This is a genomic window from Trinickia sp. LjRoot230 (genome assembly GCF_964253315.1).
Classification (GTDB): Bacteria; Pseudomonadota; Gammaproteobacteria; order Burkholderiales; family Burkholderiaceae; genus Trinickia.
This window is the reverse complement of the sequence record NZ_CAXUQX020000001.1, coordinates 3,830,395-3,854,248: the sequence shown is the minus strand read 5'-3', so window position 1 is coordinate 3,854,248 and position 23,854 is coordinate 3,830,395. Positions and strand designations below refer to the sequence as shown.

At 63.4% G+C, this 23,854-nt stretch carries 25 protein-coding genes; 17 read left to right on the top strand and 8 right to left on the bottom strand.

The window, feature by feature from the left end:
* The first annotated feature begins 22 nt into the window (after positions 1 to 22).
* Positions 23 to 1,417, top strand: coding sequence for a sigma-54-dependent transcriptional regulator (locus ACSQ20_RS17580; RefSeq protein WP_436022174.1), 1,395 nt, complete (start codon positions 23 to 25; stop codon positions 1,415 to 1,417).
* A gap of 49 nt (positions 1,418 to 1,466) precedes the next feature.
* On the opposite strand, the gene ACSQ20_RS17575 is transcribed toward ACSQ20_RS17580, so the two are convergent.
* The gene (locus tag ACSQ20_RS17575; protein ID WP_436022172.1) at positions 1,467 to 1,994 is read right to left on the bottom strand and encodes a TlpA disulfide reductase family protein; all 528 of its coding nucleotides are present in this window, start codon (positions 1,992 to 1,994) and stop codon (positions 1,467 to 1,469) included.
* Positions 1,995 to 2,244: 250 nt separating this feature from the next.
* Between ACSQ20_RS17575 and ACSQ20_RS17570 the strand changes: the two genes are divergently transcribed.
* Positions 2,245 to 2,808, top strand: a complete 564-nt coding sequence (locus tag ACSQ20_RS17570; RefSeq protein ID WP_436022170.1) for a hypothetical protein — start codon at positions 2,245 to 2,247, stop codon at positions 2,806 to 2,808.
* Between the two features lie 378 nt (positions 2,809 to 3,186).
* On the opposite strand, the gene ACSQ20_RS17565 is transcribed toward ACSQ20_RS17570, so the two are convergent.
* Together ACSQ20_RS17565 and ACSQ20_RS17560 are read right to left on the bottom strand one after the other, a co-directional pair.
* Positions 3,187 to 4,809: a YifB family Mg chelatase-like AAA ATPase gene (locus ACSQ20_RS17565; protein WP_436022168.1), complete on the bottom strand. Its 1,623-nt coding sequence runs from the start codon at positions 4,807 to 4,809 to the stop codon at positions 3,187 to 3,189.
* Positions 4,810 to 4,937: 128 nt separating this feature from the next.
* The gene (locus ACSQ20_RS17560; protein ID WP_436022166.1) at positions 4,938 to 5,192 is read right to left on the bottom strand and encodes an accessory factor UbiK family protein; all 255 of its coding nucleotides are present in this window, start codon (positions 5,190 to 5,192) and stop codon (positions 4,938 to 4,940) included.
* 393 nt (positions 5,193 to 5,585) lie between these two features.
* Here ACSQ20_RS17560 and ACSQ20_RS17555 point away from each other — a divergent pair, with 393 nt between their 5' ends.
* The 7 genes from ACSQ20_RS17555 (at position 5,586) to ptsP (ending at position 12,826) form a co-directional block, all read left to right on the top strand.
* A complete protein-coding gene (locus tag ACSQ20_RS17555) occupies positions 5,586 to 5,924 on the top strand; it encodes a P-II family nitrogen regulator (protein WP_020566534.1) in 339 nt (112 codons plus the stop codon).
* Positions 5,925 to 5,957: 33 nt separating this feature from the next.
* Entirely contained in the window at positions 5,958 to 7,415 is a 1,458-nt protein-coding gene (locus tag ACSQ20_RS17550; RefSeq protein ID WP_436022163.1) for an ammonium transporter, read from the top strand.
* Positions 7,416 to 7,626: 211 nt separating this feature from the next.
* A complete protein-coding gene (gene gshA, locus ACSQ20_RS17545; RefSeq protein ID WP_436022161.1) occupies positions 7,627 to 8,916 on the top strand; it encodes a glutamate--cysteine ligase in 1,290 nt (429 codons plus the stop codon).
* 53 nt (positions 8,917 to 8,969) lie between these two features.
* Positions 8,970 to 9,926 carry a glutathione synthase gene (gene gshB / locus ACSQ20_RS17540; protein WP_436022159.1) on the top strand — a complete coding sequence of 319 codons (957 nt, stop codon included), beginning with the start codon at positions 8,970 to 8,972 and terminating at the stop codon, positions 9,924 to 9,926.
* Between the two features lie 96 nt (positions 9,927 to 10,022).
* Complete coding sequence (locus ACSQ20_RS17535) at positions 10,023 to 10,535, top strand: PTS sugar transporter subunit IIA (RefSeq protein WP_436022157.1); 513 nt, start codon at positions 10,023 to 10,025, stop codon at positions 10,533 to 10,535.
* 53 nt (positions 10,536 to 10,588) lie between these two features.
* Positions 10,589 to 10,858 (top strand): HPr family phosphocarrier protein, encoded by a 270-nt coding sequence (locus ACSQ20_RS17530; protein ID WP_436022155.1) that lies wholly within the window; start codon positions 10,589 to 10,591, stop codon positions 10,856 to 10,858.
* Positions 10,859 to 11,068: 210 nt separating this feature from the next.
* Positions 11,069 to 12,826: a phosphoenolpyruvate--protein phosphotransferase gene (gene ptsP, locus ACSQ20_RS17525; RefSeq protein ID WP_436022153.1), complete on the top strand. Its 1,758-nt coding sequence runs from the start codon at positions 11,069 to 11,071 to the stop codon at positions 12,824 to 12,826.
* On the opposite strand, the gene ACSQ20_RS17520 is transcribed toward ptsP, so the two are convergent.
* From ACSQ20_RS17520 to gpmA, 3 genes are all read right to left on the bottom strand, one after another.
* On the bottom strand, positions 12,804 to 13,589 hold the full coding sequence (locus ACSQ20_RS17520; RefSeq protein ID WP_436022151.1) for a HesA/MoeB/ThiF family protein: 786 nt from the start codon (positions 13,587 to 13,589) through the stop codon (positions 12,804 to 12,806). The two genes, ptsP and ACSQ20_RS17520, sit on opposite strands and share 23 nt — an antisense overlap.
* A 61-nt stretch (positions 13,590 to 13,650) precedes the next feature.
* Positions 13,651 to 15,189, bottom strand: coding sequence for a S41 family peptidase (locus ACSQ20_RS17515; RefSeq protein WP_436022149.1), 1,539 nt, complete (start codon positions 15,187 to 15,189; stop codon positions 13,651 to 13,653).
* A gap of 255 nt (positions 15,190 to 15,444) precedes the next feature.
* Positions 15,445 to 16,191 carry a 2,3-diphosphoglycerate-dependent phosphoglycerate mutase gene (gpmA, locus tag ACSQ20_RS17510; protein WP_436022147.1) on the bottom strand — a complete coding sequence of 249 codons (747 nt, stop codon included), beginning with the start codon at positions 16,189 to 16,191 and terminating at the stop codon, positions 15,445 to 15,447.
* A gap of 145 nt (positions 16,192 to 16,336) precedes the next feature.
* On the opposite strand from gpmA, the gene ACSQ20_RS17505 reads away from it, so the two are divergent.
* The 5 genes from ACSQ20_RS17505 to ACSQ20_RS17485 all read left to right on the top strand — a co-directional run bounded on the left by ACSQ20_RS17505 (position 16,337) and on the right by ACSQ20_RS17485 (position 19,299).
* Positions 16,337 to 16,747, top strand: coding sequence for a rhodanese-like domain-containing protein (locus ACSQ20_RS17505; RefSeq protein WP_436022145.1), 411 nt, complete (start codon positions 16,337 to 16,339; stop codon positions 16,745 to 16,747).
* An 18-nt stretch (positions 16,748 to 16,765) separates the two neighbouring features.
* On the top strand, positions 16,766 to 17,026 hold the full coding sequence (gene grxC / locus ACSQ20_RS17500) for a glutaredoxin 3 (RefSeq protein ID WP_436022143.1): 261 nt from the start codon (positions 16,766 to 16,768) through the stop codon (positions 17,024 to 17,026).
* Positions 17,027 to 17,181: 155 nt separating this feature from the next.
* Positions 17,182 to 17,649 carry a protein-export chaperone SecB gene (secB, locus tag ACSQ20_RS17495; RefSeq protein ID WP_436022141.1) on the top strand — a complete coding sequence of 156 codons (468 nt, stop codon included), beginning with the start codon at positions 17,182 to 17,184 and terminating at the stop codon, positions 17,647 to 17,649.
* Between the two features lie 21 nt (positions 17,650 to 17,670).
* The gene (locus ACSQ20_RS17490) at positions 17,671 to 18,684 is read left to right on the top strand and encodes an NAD(P)H-dependent glycerol-3-phosphate dehydrogenase (protein WP_436022139.1); all 1,014 of its coding nucleotides are present in this window, start codon (positions 17,671 to 17,673) and stop codon (positions 18,682 to 18,684) included.
* Positions 18,685 to 18,762: 78 nt separating this feature from the next.
* Positions 18,763 to 19,299 carry an O-acetyl-ADP-ribose deacetylase gene (locus ACSQ20_RS17485; RefSeq protein WP_436022137.1) on the top strand — a complete coding sequence of 179 codons (537 nt, stop codon included), beginning with the start codon at positions 18,763 to 18,765 and terminating at the stop codon, positions 19,297 to 19,299.
* 8 nt (positions 19,300 to 19,307) lie between these two features.
* Here the strand turns inward: ACSQ20_RS17485 and trmL are convergent, their stop codons facing one another.
* Both trmL and ACSQ20_RS17475 read right to left on the bottom strand, forming a co-directional pair.
* A complete protein-coding gene (trmL, locus tag ACSQ20_RS17480; protein ID WP_436022135.1) occupies positions 19,308 to 19,778 on the bottom strand; it encodes a tRNA (uridine(34)/cytosine(34)/5-carboxymethylaminomethyluridine(34)-2'-O)-methyltransferase TrmL in 471 nt (156 codons plus the stop codon).
* Between the two features lie 37 nt (positions 19,779 to 19,815).
* Positions 19,816 to 20,607, bottom strand: coding sequence for a ComF family protein (locus tag ACSQ20_RS17475; RefSeq protein ID WP_436023208.1), 792 nt, complete (start codon positions 20,605 to 20,607; stop codon positions 19,816 to 19,818).
* A gap of 102 nt (positions 20,608 to 20,709) precedes the next feature.
* Here ACSQ20_RS17475 and ACSQ20_RS17470 point away from each other — a divergent pair, with 102 nt between their 5' ends.
* The 3 genes from ACSQ20_RS17470 (at position 20,710) to coxB (ending at position 23,832) form a co-directional block, all read left to right on the top strand.
* Positions 20,710 to 21,669: a methyltransferase domain-containing protein gene (locus ACSQ20_RS17470; RefSeq protein ID WP_436022133.1), complete on the top strand. Its 960-nt coding sequence runs from the start codon at positions 20,710 to 20,712 to the stop codon at positions 21,667 to 21,669.
* A 264-nt stretch (positions 21,670 to 21,933) separates the two neighbouring features.
* Complete coding sequence (locus tag ACSQ20_RS17465; protein WP_436022131.1) at positions 21,934 to 22,410, top strand: DUF2244 domain-containing protein; 477 nt, start codon at positions 21,934 to 21,936, stop codon at positions 22,408 to 22,410.
* A 27-nt stretch (positions 22,411 to 22,437) separates the two neighbouring features.
* Positions 22,438 to 23,832, top strand: coding sequence for a cytochrome c oxidase subunit II (gene coxB, locus ACSQ20_RS17460; RefSeq protein WP_436022129.1), 1,395 nt, complete (start codon positions 22,438 to 22,440; stop codon positions 23,830 to 23,832).
* Positions 23,833 to 23,854: the final 22 nt, after the last annotated feature.

Sequence of the window (23,854 nt, the reverse complement as noted above, 5' to 3'; positions counted from 1 at the left end):
TCCAATTTTTGCGACAAGCGGCATGACAGCGACAGCCACCCCAACAGCAACGAAGAGCGACGGTCTTCAGGTGATTTTCATCGAAGACGACGAGCTGGTGCGCCGCGCGAGCGTGCAAAGCCTGCAACTGGCCGGCTTCGACGTGGTCGGCTTTCCGTCCGTCGAAGCGGCTCAGCCGGCGCTGGCCGGCGCGGGGCCCGGCGTGATCGTGAGCGACATCCGGTTGCCGGGGGCGAGCGGGCTCGAATTGCTCCAGCATTGCCACGAGCAGTTGCCCGACGTGCCCGTGGTGCTCGTGACGGGGCACGGCGATATCTCCATGGCAGTCCAGGCGATGCGCGACGGCGCCTATGACTTTGTTGAAAAGCCGTTCGCTGCCGAACGTTTGATCGATACCGTGCGACGCGCGCTCGAGCGGCGGCGCCTCGTGCTCGAAAATCTCGCTCTGCGACGCGATCTCGCCGAGCGCGACGCACTGGTGCCGCGCATCATCGGCCGCAGCGCGGCTATCGAACAGGTCCGGCAACTCATTACGAAGTTGGCGCCCACCGATGCTTCGGTGCTGATCAACGGCGACACGGGCGCCGGCAAAGAACTCATCGCACGCGCTTTGCATGAGCTGTCGCCGCGTCGGGCGAAGCCGTTCGTCGCCGTCAATTGCAGCGCGTTACCCGAGTCGATGTTTGAGTCCGAGATGTTCGGCCACGAACCCGGGGCTTTCACGGGCGCGGCCAAACGCCGTATCGGCAAGCTCGAATACGCTTCGGGCGGCACGCTCTTTCTCGACGAGATCGAGAGCATGCCGCTCGCACTGCAGGTGAAGCTGTTGCGCGTACTGCAAGATGGGGTGCTCGAGCGGCTCGGCTCGAATCAGCCGATTCGCGTGGATTGCCGTGTGATCGCGGCCGCAAAAGGCGAGATGGCCGAACACGTGGCGGCGGGTACCTTTCGGCGCGATCTGCTTTACCGGCTCAACGTCGTGACGATCGGCTTGCCGCCGCTTGCCGAGCGACGCGAAGACATCGTGCCGCTTTTCGAGAATTTCGTTCTGGAAGCAGCCGTGCGTTACGAGCGGCCGGCGCTGGCGTTGACCGAGCGCCAGCGCGTGCGGCTGATGGAGCAGGAGTGGCCTGGCAACGTACGCGAATTGCGCAATGCTGCGGAGCGGTTCGTGCTGGGCATCGCCGATGCACCCGGTGCGATCGGCGGTGATCCCAGCCAAGCCGTCGGGCCCGGTACGTCGCTCAAGGAGCGCGTCGAGCAGTTCGAGCGTTCTGCGATTGCCGACGCGCTCGGGGCGGCCGGCGGTGCAGTGGCCACCGCGGCCGACCAGTTGCAGATCGGCAAGGCGACGCTTTACGAGAAGATCAAGCGATATGGTCTCGCCGAGCGCGGTGAGACGGGTAAAGAGAGTTGACCGTTACCACCCGTTACCATCGGGCAATGCGCCCGGGCGGCGTGCTGGTTCAGGCGCCGAGTGCTTTTTGCAGCAGTTGATCGAGCTCGGCGAACTGCGGCTCGCCAACATAGCGCTTGAGAATCGTGCCGTTCTTGTCGATGACGAACGTAGTCGGGGTCAACTGGACGTTGCCGAATTCCTTTGCCGCGCTTCCGTCGTCCATTGCCACCTTGAACGGCAACTGACGCGTTTGCGCGTAATTCGCGACATACATCGGCGCGTCGTAGTTCATCGCGACGGCTACGAACTCGAGCCCCTGACCCTTGAAGCGATTATAGGTGTTGACCATCTGCGGCATTTCCTTCACGCAGGTGGTGCAGCTCGTCGCCCAGAAGTTGACGAGATAGACCTTGCCTTTCAGATCGGTTGTCGAAAGTTTTTGGCCCGATAACAGCGTGAACGTTGCGTCTGGCACACGCTGCGACGTACCGAAGGTGAAGTAGCCCGCCACCGCAAGAGCGGCCGCGGCAAGCGCCAGCGCGATATATCGCCACGAAGCGCGGCGGCTGGTAGGGGAGGCAGGGGTCTGGCTCATCGGTGCAATCCCGGATGCAATCTCAAAAGCGCGCGAGCGCGAACAAAACAAAACACACGAAAACGTATCGCGTGCGGGTGTCGCAAGAACGCGGCGTCGCAATTTTACCGCCAATCGCGCGTGCCGGCGCGCTGACGTCTTTGAGCGCGCGTCTTGGCGGATAATCGAGCCTTCGCGTGCCGCCCGCCATTCGGCGCGCCGAATCTGCCATGCACCTGCCGGGATCTACCTCGTCGTTATCTCTACCCACATGTCCTCACTGATTCGCTGCTGCTTTGCCACCGCCACCGCGGCAACGCTCTTGCTTACTAGTTTGACCTTGGTCGCTTGCTCGCCGGCCTACGATTGGCGAACGGTCTCGGACAACGCCAACGGATACGAGATTGACCTACCGGCCAAGCCGATGATCGACGAACGAGCAATCGACATCGCGGGCATGACGATGCCGATGGAAGTGCGCGCCGCGCATACGGAGGGCGCAGTGTTTGCCATCGGCGCAATCGTGTTGCCAGCCGATGATCCGCAACTGCAGCAGCGCGTGCTCGATGCTTTGCGCGCGGGGCTCGCCCGCAATGTCGGCGCGGCGGCCGACGCCGACGCCCGACCCGCACAGGTATCGCTTGCCGGCGGCGGCAAGGTGCCGGCGCTCGAACTCGTGCTCAGCGGTGTTGCAGGCGCTCAACGCGAACGCAAGACGATTCACGCTTGGTTGGTTGCCCGCGGCAGGCATGTCTACCAGGCGACTATCGTCGCCGACGAGGCACCCCGTGAGGAGCAGACCGATCAGTTCTTTCGGTCTTTCAAGCTCTTTTGAGCGGGAACAAGCACGGCGAGCGCAGTGAACACTGGAAGTTCGATGCGAACAATCGTGGCTAGTACTCGGATTCGTAGCGGTTTTTCAAGGCTATCCACAACGCCTGTGGATAAGTTTGTTGAAAACCATTGCGTGTGCAAACCAGAACCACGTCCAAAATGCATAGATCGAGTGCGTATATAGCCGATACATCGATTAAAATGCCGAAAATTCAAAGAGATAGCGGTTCAATTTCGACTGAATCCTTAGATCAATGCTTGCACATCGTCGCCGATGCGGATGTGTATAAGTCAAGCGCGAGCAGGTTTTTTTCGGCCGCTTGTGACGCGACGATCGCTTCATACCGTCTCGTACGGCTCCAGCAAGCGCCGTCATACGCTACGGTGCCGCCATGACACGCCGATATTGAATGGCTTCCGCCACATGGCCGGAGTTCGGCATTTCGTCCCCCGCCAAATCCGCGATCGTGCGCGCGACCTTGAGCACGCGATAGTAGGCGCGGGCCGACCAGCCGAAGCGCTCGCTTGCTTCCCGCAGCAACAACTCGCCGGCCCGGTCGGGGTGGCAGACGTCATCGACTTCGCGCCCGCTCAGGTCCCGGTTCGCCTTTCCTTGGCGCGCCTGCTGACGCTCCCGTGCCGCAGCGACGCGACGCGCGACCGAGGCACTCGGCTCACCCGTCTCGTGCGCGCGCGCCGAGAGTTCGGCGGGTGTCAGCGCGGGCAACTCGATCTGGATGTCGATGCGGTCGAGTAACGGCCCGGAAAGCTTGCGCATATACCGGGTGGCGATCTCCGGGGTGCACCGGCAGCGTCCGGCCGGGTCGCCGCGCCAGCCGCACGGGCACGGGTTCATGGCCGCCACGAGTTGGCAGGCGGCCGGAAACTCCGCTTGTTGCGCGGCCCGCGACACCGTAATGCGCCCGGCTTCGAGCGGCTCGCGCAGCGTTTCAAGCACGTGCCGATCGAATTCGGGCAACTCGTCGAGAAACAGCACGCCGAGGTGCGCGAGCGTGATCTCGCCCGGCTGAGGTGGATTGCGTCCGCCGACGAGCGCGGCCGCACTGGACGAATGATGCGGCGAGCGAAAGGGGCGGCGGCGCCATTGGGATGGGGAAAAGCCGAGCACGCTCGCCGACAGCAGCGCGGCTGACGCGAGCGCCTCATCGTCCGTCATCGGAGGCAACAGCGCCGGCAGGCGCGCTGCGAGCATCGATTTGCCGGCGCCCGGCGGCCCCACCATCAACATATGGTGGCCGCCGGCCGCCGCCACTTCGAGCGCGCGGCGCGCGCCTTGTTGGCCGATGATGTCAGCCATGTCGGGCTCGGCGGAGGCTGCGGGAACCTCGATCGCGACGTCCGCCAGCGGGTGCAAACGCCCGTTCGCCGCCCCCGCCAAATGGGCGCACAACGAGGGTAAATCAGCCGCGCCGTAGACCAGCACGCCTGGCACAAGCGCTGCTTCGCGCGCGCTTTGCTGCGGCAAATAAAGCTCGGGCGGCCGCGCTCGCTCGTCCGCACAGCGGGCTTTCGCTTCCTCCCCGCTTCGGTTTTCGCATAGTGTATCGTCCGTGCCGCCGCCGTTCCCGGCCGGCGCCTGACGATTGCGCCGCGCCGTGCCGCATGCCATTGCGAAGGCACCGCGCATCGGCCGCAGTGCACCGCTTAGCGACAGTTCGCCCGCGAACTCGCGCTCGCCGAGCGCGGCAACCGGAATTTGTCCGCTTGCCGCGAGAATGCCAAGCGCAATGGGCAAATCGAAACGCCCCGATTCCTTCGGCAGATCGGCGGGCGCCAAGTTGACCGTAATGCGCCGCACCGGAAAATCGAAGCCGCAGTTTTGCAGGGCGGCGCGCACGCGCTCACGGCTTTCGCGCACCTCCAAATCGGGTAGCCCGACGATCGAAAACGACGGCAGCCCATTGGCAAGATGGACTTCGACGGTCACTTCAGGCGCGCGGCCGGCAGCCGGCGCGCGCGAGCGCACCACGGCAAGCGACATGTGTTCTCCGGGGATGAAGGAGGGGGCGTGAACTTCGGCGCCCGCCCCTTGTGCGATTCGCACCGCACGCCGTTTGCAAGGCCGGCGCGCGGGCTAAAAGGACGGCTCGAGCGAGCCTTGAGCGGGACTTACGATTCCTGCGTGGTGGAGAGCTTTTGCTCGAGCTCTGCGACGCGCCGCTCGAGTTCTTCGAGCCGTGTGCGCGTGCGAAGCAGCACTTGCGCTTGCGTGTCGAACTCCTCGCGGGTCACGAGATCGAGCTTGGAAAACCCTTGCGAGAGCATTGCCTTCACATTGCGCTCGACGTCTTTCGCCGGCGAATGCTTGAGCAGGTCGCTCATGCGCGCCTGAAAATCCTGAAAGAAATCGTTCGGTTGCTTCATGATGACTCCCCCTTTTCCGCACAAAAAAAGTGCAGATGAATCGAAAAGTAACGTCTATAACGCACGAATGATCTCTCACGGTGCATTCGATGCGTCTATTACGCCAGCTATGAGCGCCAATGGTGCGCGCGCAGAGTGCTGCTTGTGCGAACACTCTAGCAACGATCGATGGGCCGCGCCAGCAACGGGGCTCGACGTTGGCTATTCGGCCAAGCGGAACACCGATGATTGCGTGCCTGGCGGCACGGCAATGCGATTGAATACTGGCACACAAGTTGCTCTACTGGCACCCGCATCGGCCGGCGCTGCGGTTTGCGCGGCGGTCGTCCGGCGCGGCCGGCACGGCAATCGGCCGCACGGCAACGGGTTCTCGCAACGAAAAAGAGGATTTTCATGAAGCTCATTACCGCAATCATCAAGCCGTTCAAGCTGGATGAGGCGCGCGAAGCGTTGTCGGCGATCGGCGTCTCGGGCATTACGGTGACCGAAGTGAAAGGGTTCGGGCGCCAAAAGGGTCATACCGAGCTCTATCGCGGCGCGGAATACGTGGTCGATTTCTTGCCGAAGGTGAAGATCGAGGCCGCCGTGTCCGATGACATCGTCGATCAGGCCATCGAGGCAATCGAGCGCGCAGCACGCACGGGGAAGATCGGCGACGGCAAGATTTTTGTCACGCCGATCGAACAGGTCATCCGGATTCGTACCGGAGAGACGGGGGCAGACGCCCTGTAATTCCAAAAGTTAGCGACAAGAGGAAACCGAAAGATGCGCAAATTATTGATGTCCTTGGCGATGGCCGCTTCGCTGTTGGCGGGCGGTATCGGCGCTGCGTTGGCCGACAATGCGTCGGGCGCGGCGGCAGCTTCTGCACCTGCCGCAGCACCGGCTGCCGCAGCGTCGGCTCCGGGCGCCGACGCAAGCGCGGCCGCACCGGCATCGGCCGCAGCCGCGGCCTCCGACGCGGCGCCTGCTGCGCCGAGCGCCCCGTTCTCCGTCGATTCGTCGAAGATCAGCTCGGGCGACACCGCCTGGATGCTGACCTCGACGGCGCTCGTGCTGTTCATGACGATCCCTGGGCTGGCGCTCTTTTACGGCGGCATGGTGCGCAAGAAGAACGTCCTCGCGACCGTCATGCAAAGCTTCGCGATCACCTGCGTGGTGACCGTGCTGTGGACGGTAATCGGCTACAGCCTGGCCTTTACGCCGGGTAACGGCTTCATCGGCGGCTTTTCGCGCACGTTGCTCGCCGGCATGGCCTACATCAAGGGCGACAAGGCAACGACGTTGACCGTGAGCCATCTGGCGTCGACGATTCCCGAAACGGTCTATTTCGTCTATCAGATGACGTTCGCGATCATCACGCCGGCGCTGATCACCGGTGCGTTCGCCGATCGGATGAAGTTCTCGGCGATGCTCGTGTTCATGTCGCTGTGGTCGCTGATCGTCTACTCGCCGATCGCGCACATGGTCTGGGAACCGTCGGGCTGGCTGGCCACGGCTGGCATTCTCGATTTCGCGGGCGGCACGGTCGTGCACATCAATGCCGGTATCGCGGGCCTCGTTTGCGCCCTCGTGCTGGGCAAGCGGGTCGGCTATGGCCGCGAAGCGATGGCACCGCACAACCTCGTGCTCACGTTGATCGGCGCGGCAATGCTGTGGGTGGGCTGGTTCGGCTTTAACGCGGGTTCCGCTGTGGCGGCCGACGGCCGTGCCGGTTTCGCGATGCTGACGACGCAAGTCGCCACCGCCTGCGCGGCACTGGCGTGGATGTTCGTGGAATGGATCACGAAGGGCAAGCCTTCGGCGCTGGGCATCGCGTCGGGTGCGGTGGCCGGCCTTGTGGCGATCACCCCGGCCTCCGGCTTCGTTGGCGTGGGCGGCTCGCTTGCAATCGGCGTGATTGCGGGCGCGGCCTGCTTCTGGTCCGCAACGTGGCTCAAGACCAAGCTTGGCTACGACGATTCGCTCGACTGCTTCGGCGTTCACGGCGTGGGCGGCATCGTCGGCGCGCTGCTGACGGGCGTGTTCGCGGTCAAGGACATCGGCGGCTTCGACGGCAGCCTGCTGCTGCAAGCGAAGGGCGTGCTCACCACCGTGATTTACAGCGGTGTCGTCAGCTACGTACTGCTGAAAATCATCGACATGGTGATCGGCTTGCGCGTGGCTGAAGAAGAAGAGCGCGAAGGTCTCGACGTCGTGCTGCACGGCGAGCACGTCGAATAAGCATCACAGAGCACAGCGATTGGCCCGCCATTGATCGGCGGGCTTTTTTTTTTTTCGTGCGCCGAAGAACGGGAATAACGCATTACGGGCGACATTGACCCTTTCTGCAATCGGGTCAATAGGAACGTTGCATCTTGCGAATGGCGAAACCGCCCCCAAGTCGACAGGACAATTGCTCTACAATCTTTTCTCCCCTGTTCGCGAGTGTTCAATGGTTCCGCACCTAGTTACGGCGTTAAATGGTCCGCTGCTCGATCTCGAGCGGAAGATCCTCGATGCCACGCCGGCGATCGAACGCTGGTTCCGACTCGAATGGCAGGAACACACGCCGCCGTTTTACTGTTCCGTCGACCTGCGCAACGCGGGCTTCAAGCTTGCGCCCGTCGACACGAACCTCTTTCCGGGCGCCTTCAACAATCTGCCGGGTGAGGTGCTGCCGCTGGCGGTGCAGGCGGCGATGGCGGCTATCGAGAAGATTTGCCCCGACGCAAAAAACCTGCTCATCATTCCCGAGCATGAGACGCGCAACGCCTTCTACCTCGAAAACGTCGCGCGGCTCGCGACGATCATGCGTCAGGCTGGCCTGAACGTCCGCTTTGGCACGCTCGACGAAAACATCGCCGGCCCGGTGACGATCTCGCTCGCCGATGGCCAGAAAATCGTGCTTGAGCCGCTCGAGCGCACGCAGCGGCGTCTTGGGCTCAAGAATTTCGACCCGTGCTCGATTCTGCTGAACAACGATTTGTCGTCGGGCTTGCCGTCGGTGCTCGAAAATCTGCACGAGCAATATGTGCTGCCGCCGCTGCACGCGGGGTGGGCTGTGCGCCGCAAGTCGACACATTTCGCCTGCTATGACGATGTCGCCAAGAAGTTTGCGAAACTGGCCGACATCGATCCATGGATGATCAACCCGTATTTCGCGCACGTCGAAGGCATCGATTTCGAAGCGCGTACGGGCGAAGAGGCGCTTGCCGACGCAATCGACGCGGTCATCAAGAAGATCGCCCGCAAGTACCGGGAATACAGCATCGGCGAAAAGCCTTATGTCGTGATCAAATCCAATGCGGGCACCGGCGGCCGAGGCGTGATGACGGTGCACGACGCGTCCGAGCTTGCCGGTCTGACGAAAGGCGAGCGCGCGCGCATGGCCGCGACCAAGGGCGGCTTGCACGTGCATGACGCAATCGTGCAAGAGGGCGTCTACACGTTCGAGCGCGTCGGCGAAGAAGTAGCGGAACCGGTGGTGTACATGATCGACCGGTACGTGGTGGGCGGCTTTTATCGCGTCCATGGCAGCCGCGAGCGCGACCAGAATCTGAACGCGCCGGGCATGCACTTCGTGCCGCTCGGCTTCGAACACACGGCATTGCCAGACGCACACGCGAAGCCGGGTGCGGCGCCGCCCAACCGGTTTTACATGTACGGTGTCGTCGCGCGGCTTGGCCTGCTGGCCGCCTCGGTCGAACTCGAGAAGACCGATCCGGAAGCCATTCAGGTTTGACGGAGCGAGCTTCACACCGCGACACAGCTCGCCACTGAAACAGCAGGAGCTTCATGGATATCCTCTTCATTGCCGACCCGCTTTCGCATTTCAAGATCTACAAGGATTCCACCTACGCGATGATGGCCGAGGCGGCGCGGCGCGGGCATGCGATCTTCGCTTGCCAGCCCAACCAGCTTGCGTGGATATCGGGCGATGTCGAAGCGACGGTGCGACGCGTGACGATGGTGGGCGATGCGGCCGACTTACATCGCCATCCGTGGCACGAGTCTGGCCCGCATCAGGCGCGCTCGCTCAAGTCGTTCGGCGCGGTGCTGATGCGCAAAGATCCGCCATTCGATATGGAATACGTGACGTCGACGTGGCTGCTCGAACTCGCGCAGCGCACCGGAGCGTGCGTGTTCAACAAACCTCAGACGATTCGCGATCATTCCGAGAAGCTGGCTATCGGCGAGTTTCCGCAATTCGTCGCACCGTCGCTCGTCACGCGTGACGCCGCGCGGCTGCGCGCATTTCACGCCGAGCATGGCGACATCATCCTCAAGCCGCTCGACGGCATGGGCGGCATGGGCGTGTTTCGCGTGAAAAGCGATGCGATGAATCTCGGCTCGATCATCGAAATGCTGAGCCACGACGGCGCACGCTCGGTGATGGCGCAAAAATTCATCCCCGAGATCGCCGCCGGCGACAAACGCATCTTGCTGATCGGCGGCGAGCCCGTGCCTTATTCGCTCGCGCGCATTCCGCAGGGCACCGAGGTGCGCGGCAATCTGGCCGCGGGCGGCCTCGGCGTGGCGCAGCCGCTTACCGCGCACGATCGCGAGATCGCCGAGACAGTGGCGCCGGTCCTGGCCGCGCGCGGGTTGTTGCTGGTGGGGCTCGATGTGATCGGCGACTGGCTGACCGAGGTCAACGTCACGAGCCCGACCTGTTTTCGCGAGATCATGGAGCAGACCGGTTTCGATGTGGCGGGCATGTTTATCGATGCGCTCGAACGTGCGGCCGCGTAAGGCGCCACGCTCCGGCGCCAAAACGCGCGACAATGGGCTGCTACAATTGCTGTCTCGTAAATCGCGCTACGCGCCGCTTTTTGTCGCAAGGCTCACATGGCAGGCATTCTGATCATTGCACACGCGCCGTTCGCGACGGCGCTACGGGAGTGCGTCGAGCATATCTACGGCGGCCTTCCTGCGCGCATTGGCGTGATCGACGTATCGCCCGATTGTGATCCGGCGCAGGTGATCGCCATCGCGCAGGCCGAAATCGAGCGTTTGCGCGAGGACAACGGTGCACTCGTGCTGACCGACATGTACGGCGCGACACCGGCCAACATCGCGGGCCGGCTCGCTGGCCTGCCCGGCGTGCGTGTGCTTGCCGGCGTCAATTTGCCGATGCTGGTGCGCGCCGTGTGCTACCGCGCGACACCGCTCGACACGCTCGTCGACAAGGCGCTCACGGGTGCGTCGAAAGGCGTTCACGCTATCGGCACGCAAGCGTCGCCGGTCGAGTCGGCGACGGCCGCTTGCCTGCCCGCCGCCGCAGGTGGCGTTGCCACGCCGCAAGCCGCGGCCGCGGCATTGGAGACGCCGCCGGGCGGCGCGCGTCGTGCCGATTCGTGACATGCCGTCCCGACTGAATTTTGGATTTTTGCTTAAGAGCTCCCGGAACATACATGCTTCAACAAGAAACGACGATCGTCAACAAACTCGGGTTGCACGCACGCGCGTCGGCCAAGCTGACCCAATTGGCCGGCAACTTTGAAGCCGAAATCTGGATGAGCCGTAATGGAAGACGGATCAACGCAAAGAGCATCATGGGCGTGATGATGCTGGCCGCGGGCATCGGCAGTTCGGTGACGATCGAAACCGAAGGCCCCGACGAAGAAGCCGCCATGCAAGCGCTATTGAAGTTGATTGCCGACAAGTTTGGTGAAGGGCAGTGACGCTGGGCCCGGCTTTGAGTCTTCGCTTTTAAAAAATGCCGCGGTTGTCCCGCGGTTTTTTTTTGCGCGTGAATTAATTGCACGCCAAACACGTTCATGCTGCGCCGCACGCAGTCAACAGCCGCCGGCGGAATCTATAATCATAGCTTGAGGGTCACACGCCCATTGCAGCGGTACTGCCGGCGTATTACATAATTCGAGGAGGTGCGCGTGTCGTTCTCGCTGCATGGAATCCCAGTGTCACGCGGCATCGCGATTGGGCGGGCTTATCTGATTGCGCCCGCCGCGCTCGACGTCGACCATTATCTGATCGATGTGCCGCAAATCGAGGGCGAGCTCGAGCGTTTCCGCGCAGCGCTGGCGACCGTGCATACCGAACTCGAACGGCTCGGCGAAGACCTGGCTGCCGATGCGCCCAGTGAAGTCGGCGCGTTCATCCATGTTCACACGATGATTCTGAACGACGCCATGCTCGTTCAGGAGACGATGGACCTCATTCGCACGCGGCGATACAACGTCGAATGGGCGCTCACCGAGCAGCTCGAGCGGTTGTCGCGCCATTTCGACGACATCGAAGACGAATACCTGCGCGAGCGTAAGGCCGATATCCAACAAGTCGTCGAGCGGGTGTTGAAGGCTTTGGCAGGTGCGCCGTCGGCTGCGGCGCTTGTCGATGGGGCGACGAGCGAGGGGCGCGACGAGATGATCGTCGTCGCGCACGACATCTCGCCTGCCGACATGCTGCAATTCAAGAATCAGACGTTCCAGGGCTTCGTGACCGATCTCGGCGGGCGTACCTCGCACACGGCGATCGTCGCGCGCAGCCTCGGCATACCCGCGGCAGTCGGCGTCCAACATGCGAGCGCGCTGATACGGCAGGATGATCTGATTATCGTCGACGGCGACCACGGCATCGTGATCGTCGATCCGGCGCCGATCGTGCTTGAGGAGTACACCTATCGCCAAAGCGAGAACGCGCTCGAGCAAAAGAAGCTGCTGCGCCTCAAGTTTGCGCCGACGCAGACGTTGTGCGGCACCAAAATTTCGCTGCACGCCAATATCGAATTGCCCGAGGATGCACGCGCGGCAGTCGAAGCCGGCGCGGTGGGCGTGGGTCTCTTTCGCACCGAGTTTCTGTTCATGAATCACAAGGACCAGTTGCCGGAAGAGGAAGAGCAATTCGAGGCGTATAGCGAGGCCGTGAAGTTGATGCGTGGTCTGCCGGTGACGATCCGGACGATCGACGTCGGCGCCGACAAGCCGCTCGACGGAATGGGTGGTGGCGACGGTTACGAAACCGCGCCAAACCCGGCGCTGGGCTTGCGTGCGATCCGCTGGAGCTTGTCGGAGCCGCAGATGTTTCTCACGCAACTGCGGGCGATCCTGCGTGCGTCGGCGCACGGCAAGGTCAAAATCCTGGTGCCGATGCTGGCACATGCACAGGAGATCGATCAGACGCTCGACCTCATTCGCGAAGCGAAGCGCCAGCTCGACGATGCGGGGCTGCCCTACGATCCGGGCGTGCAAATCGGCGCGATGATCGAGATACCGGCAGCGGCCATTGCGCTGCCGCTGTTTCTCAAGCGCGTCGATTTTCTGTCGATCGGCACCAACGATCTGATTCAGTACACGCTGGCCATCGACCGCGCGGATAACGCCGTCGCCCATCTATATGACCCGCTGCACCCCGCGGTGCTGCACCTGATCGCGTTCACGCTGCGCGAGGCGAAGCGTGCGGGCGTGCCGGTGTCCGTTTGCGGCGAGATGGCGGGTGACCCACAACTCACTCGGCTACTGCTCGGCATGGGCCTCACTGAGTTCTCGATGCATCCGAGTCAGCTGCTCGTCGTGAAGCAGGAAATCTTGCGTGCCGATGTGCGCGCGCTTGAAAAGCCGGTGGCGGATGTGCTCGCGGCGTTCGAGCCGGAGGAAGTGCAGGCCGCGCTCAAGTGCCTGGCGCAGGCGTGATCGCGGGCGTGCGATCACGCTCGCCGCACACCTGGCAATCGGCTTGGCGGGCGACCTCCATCGTCGTCCATTCCATGCGTAACGAGTCGAGCATCATGAGCCTGCCCACCAGCGTTTCGCCGACGCCGGCAATCAGACGGAGCGCCTCGGCTGCCTGCATCGCGCCGATGATTCCAACGGTCGGCGCGAATACGCCCATCGTCGAACAGGCCACTTCCTCGAAAGGCTGATCCTCGGGAAAGATGCAGGCATAGCAAGGTGAGTGCGCAGCGCGAAAATCGAACGTGCTGATCTGGCCGTCGAAGCGCAGCGCCGCGCCCGATACGAGCGGCACGCGATGCGCGACGCAGGCACGATTGATCGCGTGCCGCGTAGCGAAGTTGTCGGTGCAATCGAGCACCACGGTGGCACGCGCGACGTTCTCATGAAGCCAGGCGTCGCTGACCCGCTCGTCGACAGCCTCGATGGCGACATCGGGGTTCAGCCGTGCAATGGCCTCGCGCCCCGAATCGACTTTCTTGCGGCCGACCGACGCCGTCACATGCAGAATTTGCCGCTGCAAGTTGGTGAGATCGACCGTATCCGCATCGACGAGCGTCAGCTTGCCGACGCCCGCCGCCGCGAGATAGATGGCAGCCGGCGAGCCGAGGCCGCCCGCGCCGACGACGATCGCATGGGCATCAAGAAACCGCTGTTGCGCTTCGATGCCGAGTTCGTCGACGAGGATATGACGCGAATAGCGAAGGAGTTGCTCGTCGTTCATGAGGCCACGCAGCGGCAGCGCGCCATCAAAACGTACGGGGCTTTCATCTTCGCTTTCAATTTCACTTGCTTGGCGCGGAGGCGGGCGCGGGTGCGGCCGGCTTCACCGCCACAGGCGCGGACGCCGAGCGCTCGACCTTGCGTTGTGCCAGCTTGCGCTCTGCAATCGACTTGGACTCCTGCACCGGCTTGCTCTGCAGCTTGTTCAACGCCTGTTGCAGCATGAAGTCGTTGGCGGAACCGAATTCTATCGGCTTGCGCTCCCGGTCCTTCGCGCGCTGTTCAGGCGTCTTCTTGTCGTTGTCCTGTTCGAGCTGCTGCAATTGCTGCAGACGGTCGTTCTCGCGTTGTTCCTGCTCCTTCTTCTCGTTCGGGTCTTGCGTATTCGCGAGGTGGTTCGTGTAGTCGACCTCGCGCGTGACGAACGCGTCGTCCGGATCGCCTTCGGCGTATTGGTCGACGGGCAGATCGGGCCGGATGCCCTTGTTTTGGATCGAACGCCCGCTCGGCGTGTAGTAGTAGGCCGTCGTCAAACGCAATGCGGTATCGGACGTGAGCGGCCGCACCGTCTGCACGGAGCCCTTGCCGAACGTCGTCTTGCCCATGATGATCGCGCGGTGCTGGTCTTGCAGCGCGCCGGCGACAATCTCGGAGGCCGATGCCGAGTAGGCATTGGTCAGTACGATCATCGGCACCGTCTTGAACACGGCCGGCAGACCCTTGAGCGGGTCCGAGTCGAACGACGGCAACCGGTAGTTGGCGTAGGTGTCGCGATAGACCTGCTTCGAATCGGGGATTTGGCCATTCGTCGAGACGACGACCGAGTCGGACGGCAAGAACGCGCCCGCCACGCCGACCGCGCTTTGCAGCAGACCGCCGCCGTTATTACGCAAGTCGATGACGACGCCTTTCAGGCCCGGCTGCTCGCGCGCGATATCGGTCAGCTTCGCGGCGAGATCGGGCACGGTGCGCTCCTGGAAGCTCGTGATACGCACATAGGCGTAGCCCGGTGCCGGCGTCTTCACTTTCACGCTTTGTACGCGGATGAGCGCCCGCGTGACGGTGACCGGGAACGTGCGGTCTTCGCTTTTGCGAAAGAGGGTCAGCGTGACCTTGGTGCCGGGCTCGCCACGCATTTGCTTCACCGCCTGATCAAGCGTCATGCCGCGTACCGGCTTGTCGTTGATGCGGGTGATGAGGTCGCCGGGGCGGATGCCGGCACGAAAGGCCGGCGTGTCCTCGATCGGCGAAATCACCTTGATCAAGCCGTCTTCCTGCGAAATCTCGATGCCAAGACCAGCGAAGCGTCCCTTCGTTTGCTCTTGCAGTTCCTGATAATCGGTCTTGTCGAGATACGAGGAGTGCGGGTCCAGGCTCGAGACCATGCCCTTGATCGCTTCGGTCAGCAGCTTTTTGTCGTCGACCGGCACGACGTAGTCGTGCTTGATCTGGCCAAATACTTCCGCGAACAGACGCAGCTGCTCGAGCGGGAGCGGCGCCGATGCCGCCTGCTGCGCCGCAGCAGAAAGTTGCAGTGTCGCGAACACGCCGGTAGCGAGGCCCGCGGCAATCAGGGCGATAGTCTTGATTTTCGTGCGCATAGAGTCAGGTGCGGTCGGGGACGGGGTGTTGGCGCCGGTGGGCAAGGACGGTCAAGTATAACTGCTCGATCCGGCCGGTGCGGCGGCGACGTACTCAGTCGCTTGGCCGGTTGCTTCTCGGTTGCATGTTAGGCGCTTCGACAGCGCTCGCTCGCACCCGGTTCGCCCGGAGTGCGGCGATGGCCGGGGCGCGCGCCGTTGACATCAACGCTGGACGCGATGCTACGGCGATGCAGCCCCGTGTGTGCGCGGCGCTCAGCCTGCCTTGCCTTGTTTGGCGACCGCAGCCTGGGCTTTGGCGATTGCCTCCGGATCGCCCAGGTAGTAGTGGCGGATCGGCTTCAAGTCGTCGTCGAGTTCGTAGACGAGCGGCACGCCGTTCGGAATGTTCAGCGAGACGATGTCGGTGTCCGAAATGCCGTCGAGGTACTTGATGAGCGCACGCAACGAATTGCCGTGGGCGGCGATCAGCATCTGCTTGCCTGCCTTCACGGCTGGCGCAATCGACTCGTTCCAGATCGGCAACACCCGCGCGACGGTGTCCTTCAAGCATTCGGTCAACGGCAGCGCCTCGCGCGGTACCTTCGCATAGCGCGGATCGTCGAACGACGCGCGCGGGTCCGTCGGCTCGAGTGCGGGCGGGGGCGTATCGTAGCTGCGGCGCCAGATCAGCACCTGCTCGTCGCCGTACTTGGCGGCGGTTTCCGCCTTGTTCAGGCCGGCGAGCGCGCCGTAATGACGCTCGTTCAAGCGCCAGGAATGGACCACCGGCAGATACATCAGATCCATTTGATCCTGGACGTGCCACAGCGTGCGAATGGCGCGCTTGAGCACCGAGGTGTAGGCGATGTCGAACGTATAGCCGGCATCCTTGAGCAACTGGCCTGCCTGCACGGCTTCGCGAACGCCTTGTTCGGTGAGGTCGACGTCGACCCAGCCGGTGAAGCGGTTTTCCTTGTTCCACGTCGATTCGCCGTGGCGGATGAGGACGATCTTGTGCATGAGCGGTAGAGGTCGGTAGTGAGGAAGCGCTCGACGCGGCGGCGCTGCGGCGGGTATCCGAGCGGCGGTCGCCATCGCGTCGACCGGTTATTTTATAATGGTCGGATTGCCCGTTTCCTTTTCTTCCCTCTTTGGCGGATTTTTTGTGACGTTCTTTACCGATTACACGAACCTCGTGCTCATCGCCGCCCTCGTTATTTCGGGCGGCGTGCTTCTGTGGCCGACGCTAGCCGGGCGCGGACGCGGCGGTCTAACGGCCGCCGAAGCAACGCAGCTCATCAACCGGCGCAACGCCATCGTGGTCGATCTGCGCCCCGGCGCCGACTACGCGAACGGCCATCTGCCTGCGGCGCGCCATCTCGAGTTCGAGCAGCTTCAAGCGAAAATCGGCCAAATCGCCAAGAATAAGGCTAGCCCGGTGTTGCTGGTCTGCCAGAACGGCTCGCAGTCGAACAAGGCGTCGCGTGCCGTGCGCGAGGCCGGCTACACCGAAGTCCATGTGCTGCAAGGCGGTTTGAACGCCTGGCAGCAGGCCGGCATGCCGGTCATCAAGTAAGAAAAAGGAGTTGCGAGCGTGAACACCGTTGTCATGTACAGCACGCAGGTTTGTCCGTATTGCCAGATGGCCGAGCGCCTTTTGAAGGCGCGCGGTGTCGAGCATGTCGAGAAAGTCCTGATCGACAAAGAGCCGGAGCGCCGCGAAGAGATGATGCAACGCACCGGGCGTCGTACCGTGCCGCAGATTTTCATCGGCGAAACACACGTGGGTGGGTATGACGACCTCTCCGCGCTCGATCGCGCGGGCGAGTTGACGCCGCTGCTCGAAACGGCTTGAATGCGGCCGAGCGCGCTTTGAGCGGCACCCGAATGCGCCCTTGAGTGCGGCTTTCGCGCCCGCCTTGGGCGCGCCGTCGCCTTATTGCCGTGCGCGGGCGCTTCGCGCCCCGGCCCAGCCGGCCGGCACCGATCCATTTATCCAACGGAGTCACCATGTCGGACCAGAGCAATCAGCCGTTTTTCAACATCCAACGCGTCTACCTGAAAGATCTGTCGCTCGAGCAGCCCAACTCGCCCGCGATTTTCCTCGAGCAGGACATGCCGTCGGTGGAAGTCGAAGTCGACGTCAAAGCGCAAGGCCTCGCCGAGGGTATTTTCGAAGTCGTCGTGACAGGCACGATCACCGCGAAAATCGCGGAGAAAGTCGCATTTCTGATCGAAGCGAAGCAGGCGGGCATCTTCGATATCCGCAACATTCCGGCCGATCAACTTGATCCGCTCGTGGGCATCGCGTGCCCGACGATCGTCTTTCCGTATCTGCGCTCGAATATCGCCGACGCTATCACGCGCGCGGGCTTTCCTCCGATCCATCTGGCCGAAATCAACTTCCAGGCGCTCTATGAGCAGCGTGTTGCGCAGGGTAGTGCGCAACACGAAGTGCCGAACGGCGCCACCCACTGAGGGGCGCGTGCGCCTACTGCGATGAAAGTTGCCGTGCTGGGGGCGGGCGCGTGGGGTACGGCGCTCGCCGCGCATCTGGCCGCACGCCACGATGCGGTGCTTTGGGCGCGTCATGGCGCGCTGGTTGCAGAATTCGCGGCGCGCCGCGAGAACGCACGCTATCTGAGCGGCGTGACGCTGCCCGCGGCGCTGCGTTATGAAGCCGATCTTGCCGCGGCGCTCGCGCATTGCGGTGGTGACGACGCGCTGTGCGTGGTGGCCACGCCCGTGGCCGGGCTGCGGGCGCTTTGCCGCTCGATGCGCGAGTTGGGCCGCGTGCCGGCTCATATCGTCTGGGTCTGCAAAGGGTTCGAAGCCGATACGCAATTGCTTCCGCATCAGGTCGTCGCAGCCGAGCTTCCTGATCACATGAGCAATGGCGTGCTGTCGGGTCCGAGCTTTGCGCGCGAAGTCGCGCAAGGGCTGCCGGTGGCGTTGACCGTCGCAAGCGCGTCCGCCGCGTGCCGTGACTTGGCGCTCGCGGCGTTTCATCACGGGGCAATGCGCATTTACACCGGCGACGATGTCGTGGGCGTGGAAGTCGGCGGCGCGGTGAAGAACGTGCTGGCCATTGCCACCGGCATCTCCGATGGCTTGGCGCTCGGGCTCAACGCGCGCGCGGCATTGATTACGCGCGGGCTTGCCGAAATGTCGCGCCTCGGTGCGGCGCTCGGCGGCCTGCCGGCAACCTTCACGGGTTTGACGGGGCTTGGCGATTTGATTCTCACGGCAACCGGAGATTTATCGCGCAACCGCACCGTCGGCTTGCAATTGGCCGAAGGCCGCACGCTCGACGATATCCTCGCTGGGCTGGGCCATGTGGCGGAAGGTGTGCATTGCGCGCGCGCCGTGCTGGCGATCGCCCAGGCGCGCGGTGTCGACGTCCCGATCACGCAAGCAGTCTGCGGCGTGCTATTCGACGGCGTGGCGCCGCGTGACGCCGTCAACGCGCTGTTGCGGCGCGACGCGCGCGCCGAATCACGCACTGCTGGCTGAGCTTTTGCGAGGACTTCATTCGCGCCGGCTTTCTTCGCAGGCGCCCGCGGCGGCTCGAGCTCGAAGGAGGAACGCGCGATGCTGATACTCGGCGAATGCAAACTCGAAGCGTGTGAGGCCGACATCACGACGCTCGCGCTCGACGCGATCGTCAATGCGGCGAATACCTCACTGCTCGGTGGCGGGGGCGTCGACGGCGCCATTCATCGCGCGGCTGGGCCGGGCCTGTTGCGCGAGTGCGAGAAGCTTGGCGGATGCGCCACAGGCGAAGCCAAACTCACCGGTGCTTATCGTTTGCCGGCCAAGCACGTCATTCATGCAGTTGGGCCAGTCTGGCACGGCGGCACGCACAACGAGCCCGAACTGCTGGCGTCGTGCTATCGACGCTCGCTGGCGCTTGCGCGCGAGGCTAGTTGCACGAGCATCGCTTTTCCGGCGATCAGTTGCGGCGTCTATCGTTTTCCGGCAGAGCGTGCCGTATCGATTGCGGTCGGTGCGGTCATCGATGAAGTCGCGACGCACGCGGGCTTTCAACGCGTGATATTCGCTTGTTTCGATCAAGCGATGCATGCGCTTTACGAGGCCGAACTGGCGCGCCGCGGTTCACCGTCCTAGGTGCTCCGTCATTCGCCTCCTTCGAAACCCGCCTGACGCCACGCCTCGAATACGACGACTGCAACCGTGTTCGAAAGATTGAGGCTGCGATTGCCCGGCCTCATCGGCAGACGCACGCGGCGCTCGCCCGGGAATTGATCGAGCAACTCGGGCGCCAGGCCGCGAGTCTCCGCGCCGAACACGAACCAGTCTCCGTCAACGAAGCGATGCGTGTGAAAGCGGCTCGCGCCGCGTGTGGTGAACGCGAACATTCGCGCAGGGTCCGGCGCCTCGGCGGCAACAAAGGCAGGCCAATCTGAATGCACGCGCATGTTGGCGTACTCGTGATAGTCGAGGCCGGCCCGGCGCATCTTCGCATCGTCGAGCGGAAAGCCGAGCGGCTCGATCAGATGCAATCGGGCGCCGGTATTGGCGCAAAGCCGGATGATGTTGCCGGTGTTCGGGGGAATTTCCGGCTCGACGAGAACGACGTTGAACATGATATTGGGTTCGATGGATGGTTCGATTCGGCGCAATTCAATCTTTCGCGGTGCGCAGTGCGACGAAGTTCGTCACGTGGCGCGCGCCCTCGGCTTTCAATGCACGCGCCGCTGCTTCGAGCGTCGCGCCTGACGTCATCACATCGTCGACGAGTGCCAGATGCAGGCCGTGCACCGGACGCTCGACGCGAAATGCCGCACCGACGTTGCGCCGCCGCGCATCGAGGTCAAGCCGCGACTGCGGCGAGGTGTTCGCCACGCGCCGCAGCAGCGCCGGGTCGGCCGGCACGGCGAGCGCACGCGCAAGCGGCCTCGCGATCTCCCACGCCTGATTGAACCCGCGTTCGACCAGCCGTTCATGTGCAAGCGGCACCGGTGTGACGACATCGGGCCAGTGCTCGAGCGTGAGCTCGTCAGTGGCAACGCGGCCCAGCCCATGCGCAAATTCGCGCGCAACGAGCAGCCGGCCGCCGAACTTCAAGCCCACCGCCAGTTGCTCGAGCGGCGCGCGATAATCGGCCAGTACGAAAGTGCGCTCGAAGGCGGGCGGCGTCTTCTTGCAAGGCTCGCAAACATAGCGTTCGCCGCTGCGCCCGCGCGCGCCGACAAACGAAAGCGGGATCGCGCACACGCGGCAGCGCAGCCGGGCTTCGTTCCAATTGTCGGCGTCGCACCCGGGACACATCGGGCGTTGCGACATATTGACGCATGACGCGCCACACAAGATGCAGGCTTGGGGCAAAGCAAGGCGCGCAATACGCCGTGCCCATCGCCCGGCAAACGCGAGCGGTGCGGCCTCGCGCATCCGCATTGCTGCAGGCGCGCCAATGCGGATTGACGGTGGACTGCCGGGCTTGCACATGGGCTTTCCCCTCGCTGGACTCGACGCAGCGAGCGAGTATACTTCGGGCTCTTCGCCAGATCGACCACCATGTCCTCAACTCCCGCTAAGTCTGGCCGTCCGGCCTATGATTCCCGGCTTGTGCGGCGAATTTTCGATCGCCGCGCAGCGGAGTTTGGGGATGTCGCATTCCTGCCGCGCGAAATTGCGCAGCGGATGCGCGAGCGGCTCGAGTACATCGTAACGAAGCCTACGCGCGTGCTCGATGCGGGTTGCGGCACCGGCGACGACCTCGCCGCGTTGCGCGGGCGCTTTCCCGACGCGCCCGTGTTCGGCGCGGACCTCTCTTACGCGATGCTGGCGCGCGCGGCGACGCGTGCGGCCGGCGATGCGAGTTGGCGGCGCCTGTTGCCGGCGCCGTTACAGCGCGCGCTTGGCACGCACGGCCCGCGCATGGCTCAAGCCGATTTCGCGGCGCTGCCGTTCGCTAACGGCGCCTTCGATTTTCTCTGGTCGAACCTCGCGCTTCACTGGCATGCGCGGCCCGATCTCGTTTTTCCCGAGTGGCAACGCGTGCTGAAGGTTGGCGGCTTGCTGATGTTCAGCACGCTTGGCCCGGATACGCTGCGCGAGTTGCGTGGCGCCTATGCCGAAGTCGAAGCCGCGCACGGGATGTCGGCGCGCCCGCACATCATCGACTTCGTCGACATGCACGACCTTGGCGATATGCTCGTGGAAAGCGGCTTCGAGATTCCGGTCATGGACCAGGAGACATTGACGATCACTTACCGCTCGCCCGAATCGCTGCTTGCCGATGTGCGCCGCTGGGGAGCATACCCATTCGCACGCGGCCCGCTCGGTGCGCTGGCCACGCGGCGGCTCAATCACGCGCTTGCTGCGGCACTCGAGGCGCGCAGGCGCGACGACGGCACGATTGCGCTCACGTTCGAGGTGATCTACGGGCACGCGTGGAAAGCGGTGCCGCGCACGACAGCCGAAGGGCACGGCATCGTGCGCATCGAGGATATTGGTCGAAGACGCGCGGGCTAGCGCTGCGGGCACGCTTTCATTGCGTCGCGAATCGATGCTCGCTAACGGTTCGAGGTGCGTGGCGAACGGCACCGCAGCGGTCTGCGAAAAGCGCGCAAAGGCTTGTCACGCTTGGGTTGCAGGGCGATGGCTGTTTGCTTGTGGATGCCATAGATCACGCCTATAATGCGTCAGTTTGTCGCCTTGGGAACCCCACGATACAAGGCGGCAAACCCGGCGGCATGCGGGTGGCTGGCATGCAAGCGGCAGGCGCGGGAGGTGCGTATGGAGGCGACGATCCTGCTGACGGATACCGAGCCGGTCCTTGCGGACTGGCTCATGAAACGTAACTGCTCGGTATCGCCGCGGCAGTTCGTATGGTTCTACGTGTCTTTGGCGCTCAGTGCGTTGGCGGTTGCGCTGTTGCTGGTAGTGAACGGTGCATGGCTCGTTGCGCCGTTTACCGGTGTCGAGTTGGTGGCGCTCGGCGTGGCCTTCGTGATCCACGCGCGCCACGCAATCGACTACGAACGTATTCGGCTCTTTCCGAACCGGCTCGTGGTCGAGCAGATGAATGCCGAACGATTGACGCGATTCGAATTCAATCCGCGCTGGGTGCGGGTCGAGCAAGATGCGTCGCCGCGCGATCTGATCACGCTCGTTTCGCGCGGGCAGACGGTGGTCGTCGGGCAGCATCTGGCTCATCATCGACGCGCGCCGTTCGCGAACGAGTTACGTATCTCGCTGCGGCGATGCAGCTGATGAAACGGCGAAGGGGCGAGGGTTTGAATGGAAATTTTGGGTAAGGAATCTATGAAAACAATCAAGCGAGCCCTCATGGGCGTGCTGGTCGCGAGCGGGCTGGTCGGTGCTTGCTCCGCGTGGGCGGTCGGCGACAGCCCGGGCGGCCCGGCCGTCGGCGAGATCAACTTCCAGCCCCCCGTCACGAAACTCGCCGAGGAGCTCTATCACCTGCACATGATGATGCTGGTCCTTTGCACGGTGATCTTCATCGGTGTGTTCGGGGTGATGTTCTACTCGATGTTCGCGCATCGAAAATCCAAGGGCCACAAGGCGGCCAACTTCCACGAAAGCACGACCGTCGAAATCATCTGGACGATCGTGCCGTTCGTCATTGTCGTGTTGATGGCGCTGCCGGCCACGCGCACGGTGGTCGCGATGAAGGACACGAGCAACGCCGATGTCACGATCAAGGTGACCGGCTATCAATGGAAGTGGGGCTACGAATATGTGAAGGGCCTCGGCGACGGCATCAGTTTTGTCTCGACGCTGACCACGCCACGCAGCGAAGTGAACGGCCAGGCCCCGATCAGCGATACCTATCTGCAGGCAGTCGATAACCCGCTCGTGGTGCCAGTCGGTCAGAAGATCCGCATCATCACGACGGCAGCGGACGTCGTGCACTCGTGGTACGTGCCCGCGTTCGGCGTGAAGCAAGATGCCATTCCCGGCTTCGCGCGCGACACCTGGTTCAAGGCGGAGAAAGTCGGCACCTATCGCGGCTTTTGCACCGAGCTGTGCGGTAAGGAGCATGCCTATATGCCGGTGGTCGTCGAAGTGAAGTCGGCTGACGACTACACGAAGTGGGTAGACGAGCAAAAGAAGAAAATGGCGGCGAGCAACGACGACCCGACCCGCACCTATACCGCTGCCGAGCTCACGTCGCGTGGCCAGCAGGTCTATACGTCCAATTGCGCCGTATGCCATCAGCCGACCGGCAAGGGTGCCGGCGCGTTCCCGGCGCTTGACGGCAGCAAGGTCGCGAATGGACCGCTCGCGCAGCACGTGAGCATCGTGCTGAGCGGCAAGAACGCGATGCCTAGCTGGAGCAAGACGCTCAATGATGTCGAGATCGCTTCCGTGATCACGTTCGAGCGCAACGCATGGGGCAACCATACCGGCGACGTGCTGCAGCCACGCCAAGTAACAGAAGCGCGCAACGGCAAGCTGCCCGAGGGTGACGATCACCTGACGGGCGCGCCCGCTGGCGGTGCATCGTCGCCGGGCGGTAGCGGCGCGGCAAGCGGCGCAGCGGCCGCGAGCGGACCGCAGGCATCGATTGCCAAGCCGGTCGCCGTCGAGGCTAGCCGTACGCAGAAACAGCCGCAAGCAGGCGTTGCACGCGTCGAGAACGCGCGCGCCCATCACGCGCCGGCGGCTTGACGTGTCGCGCAGTTCGTCACAG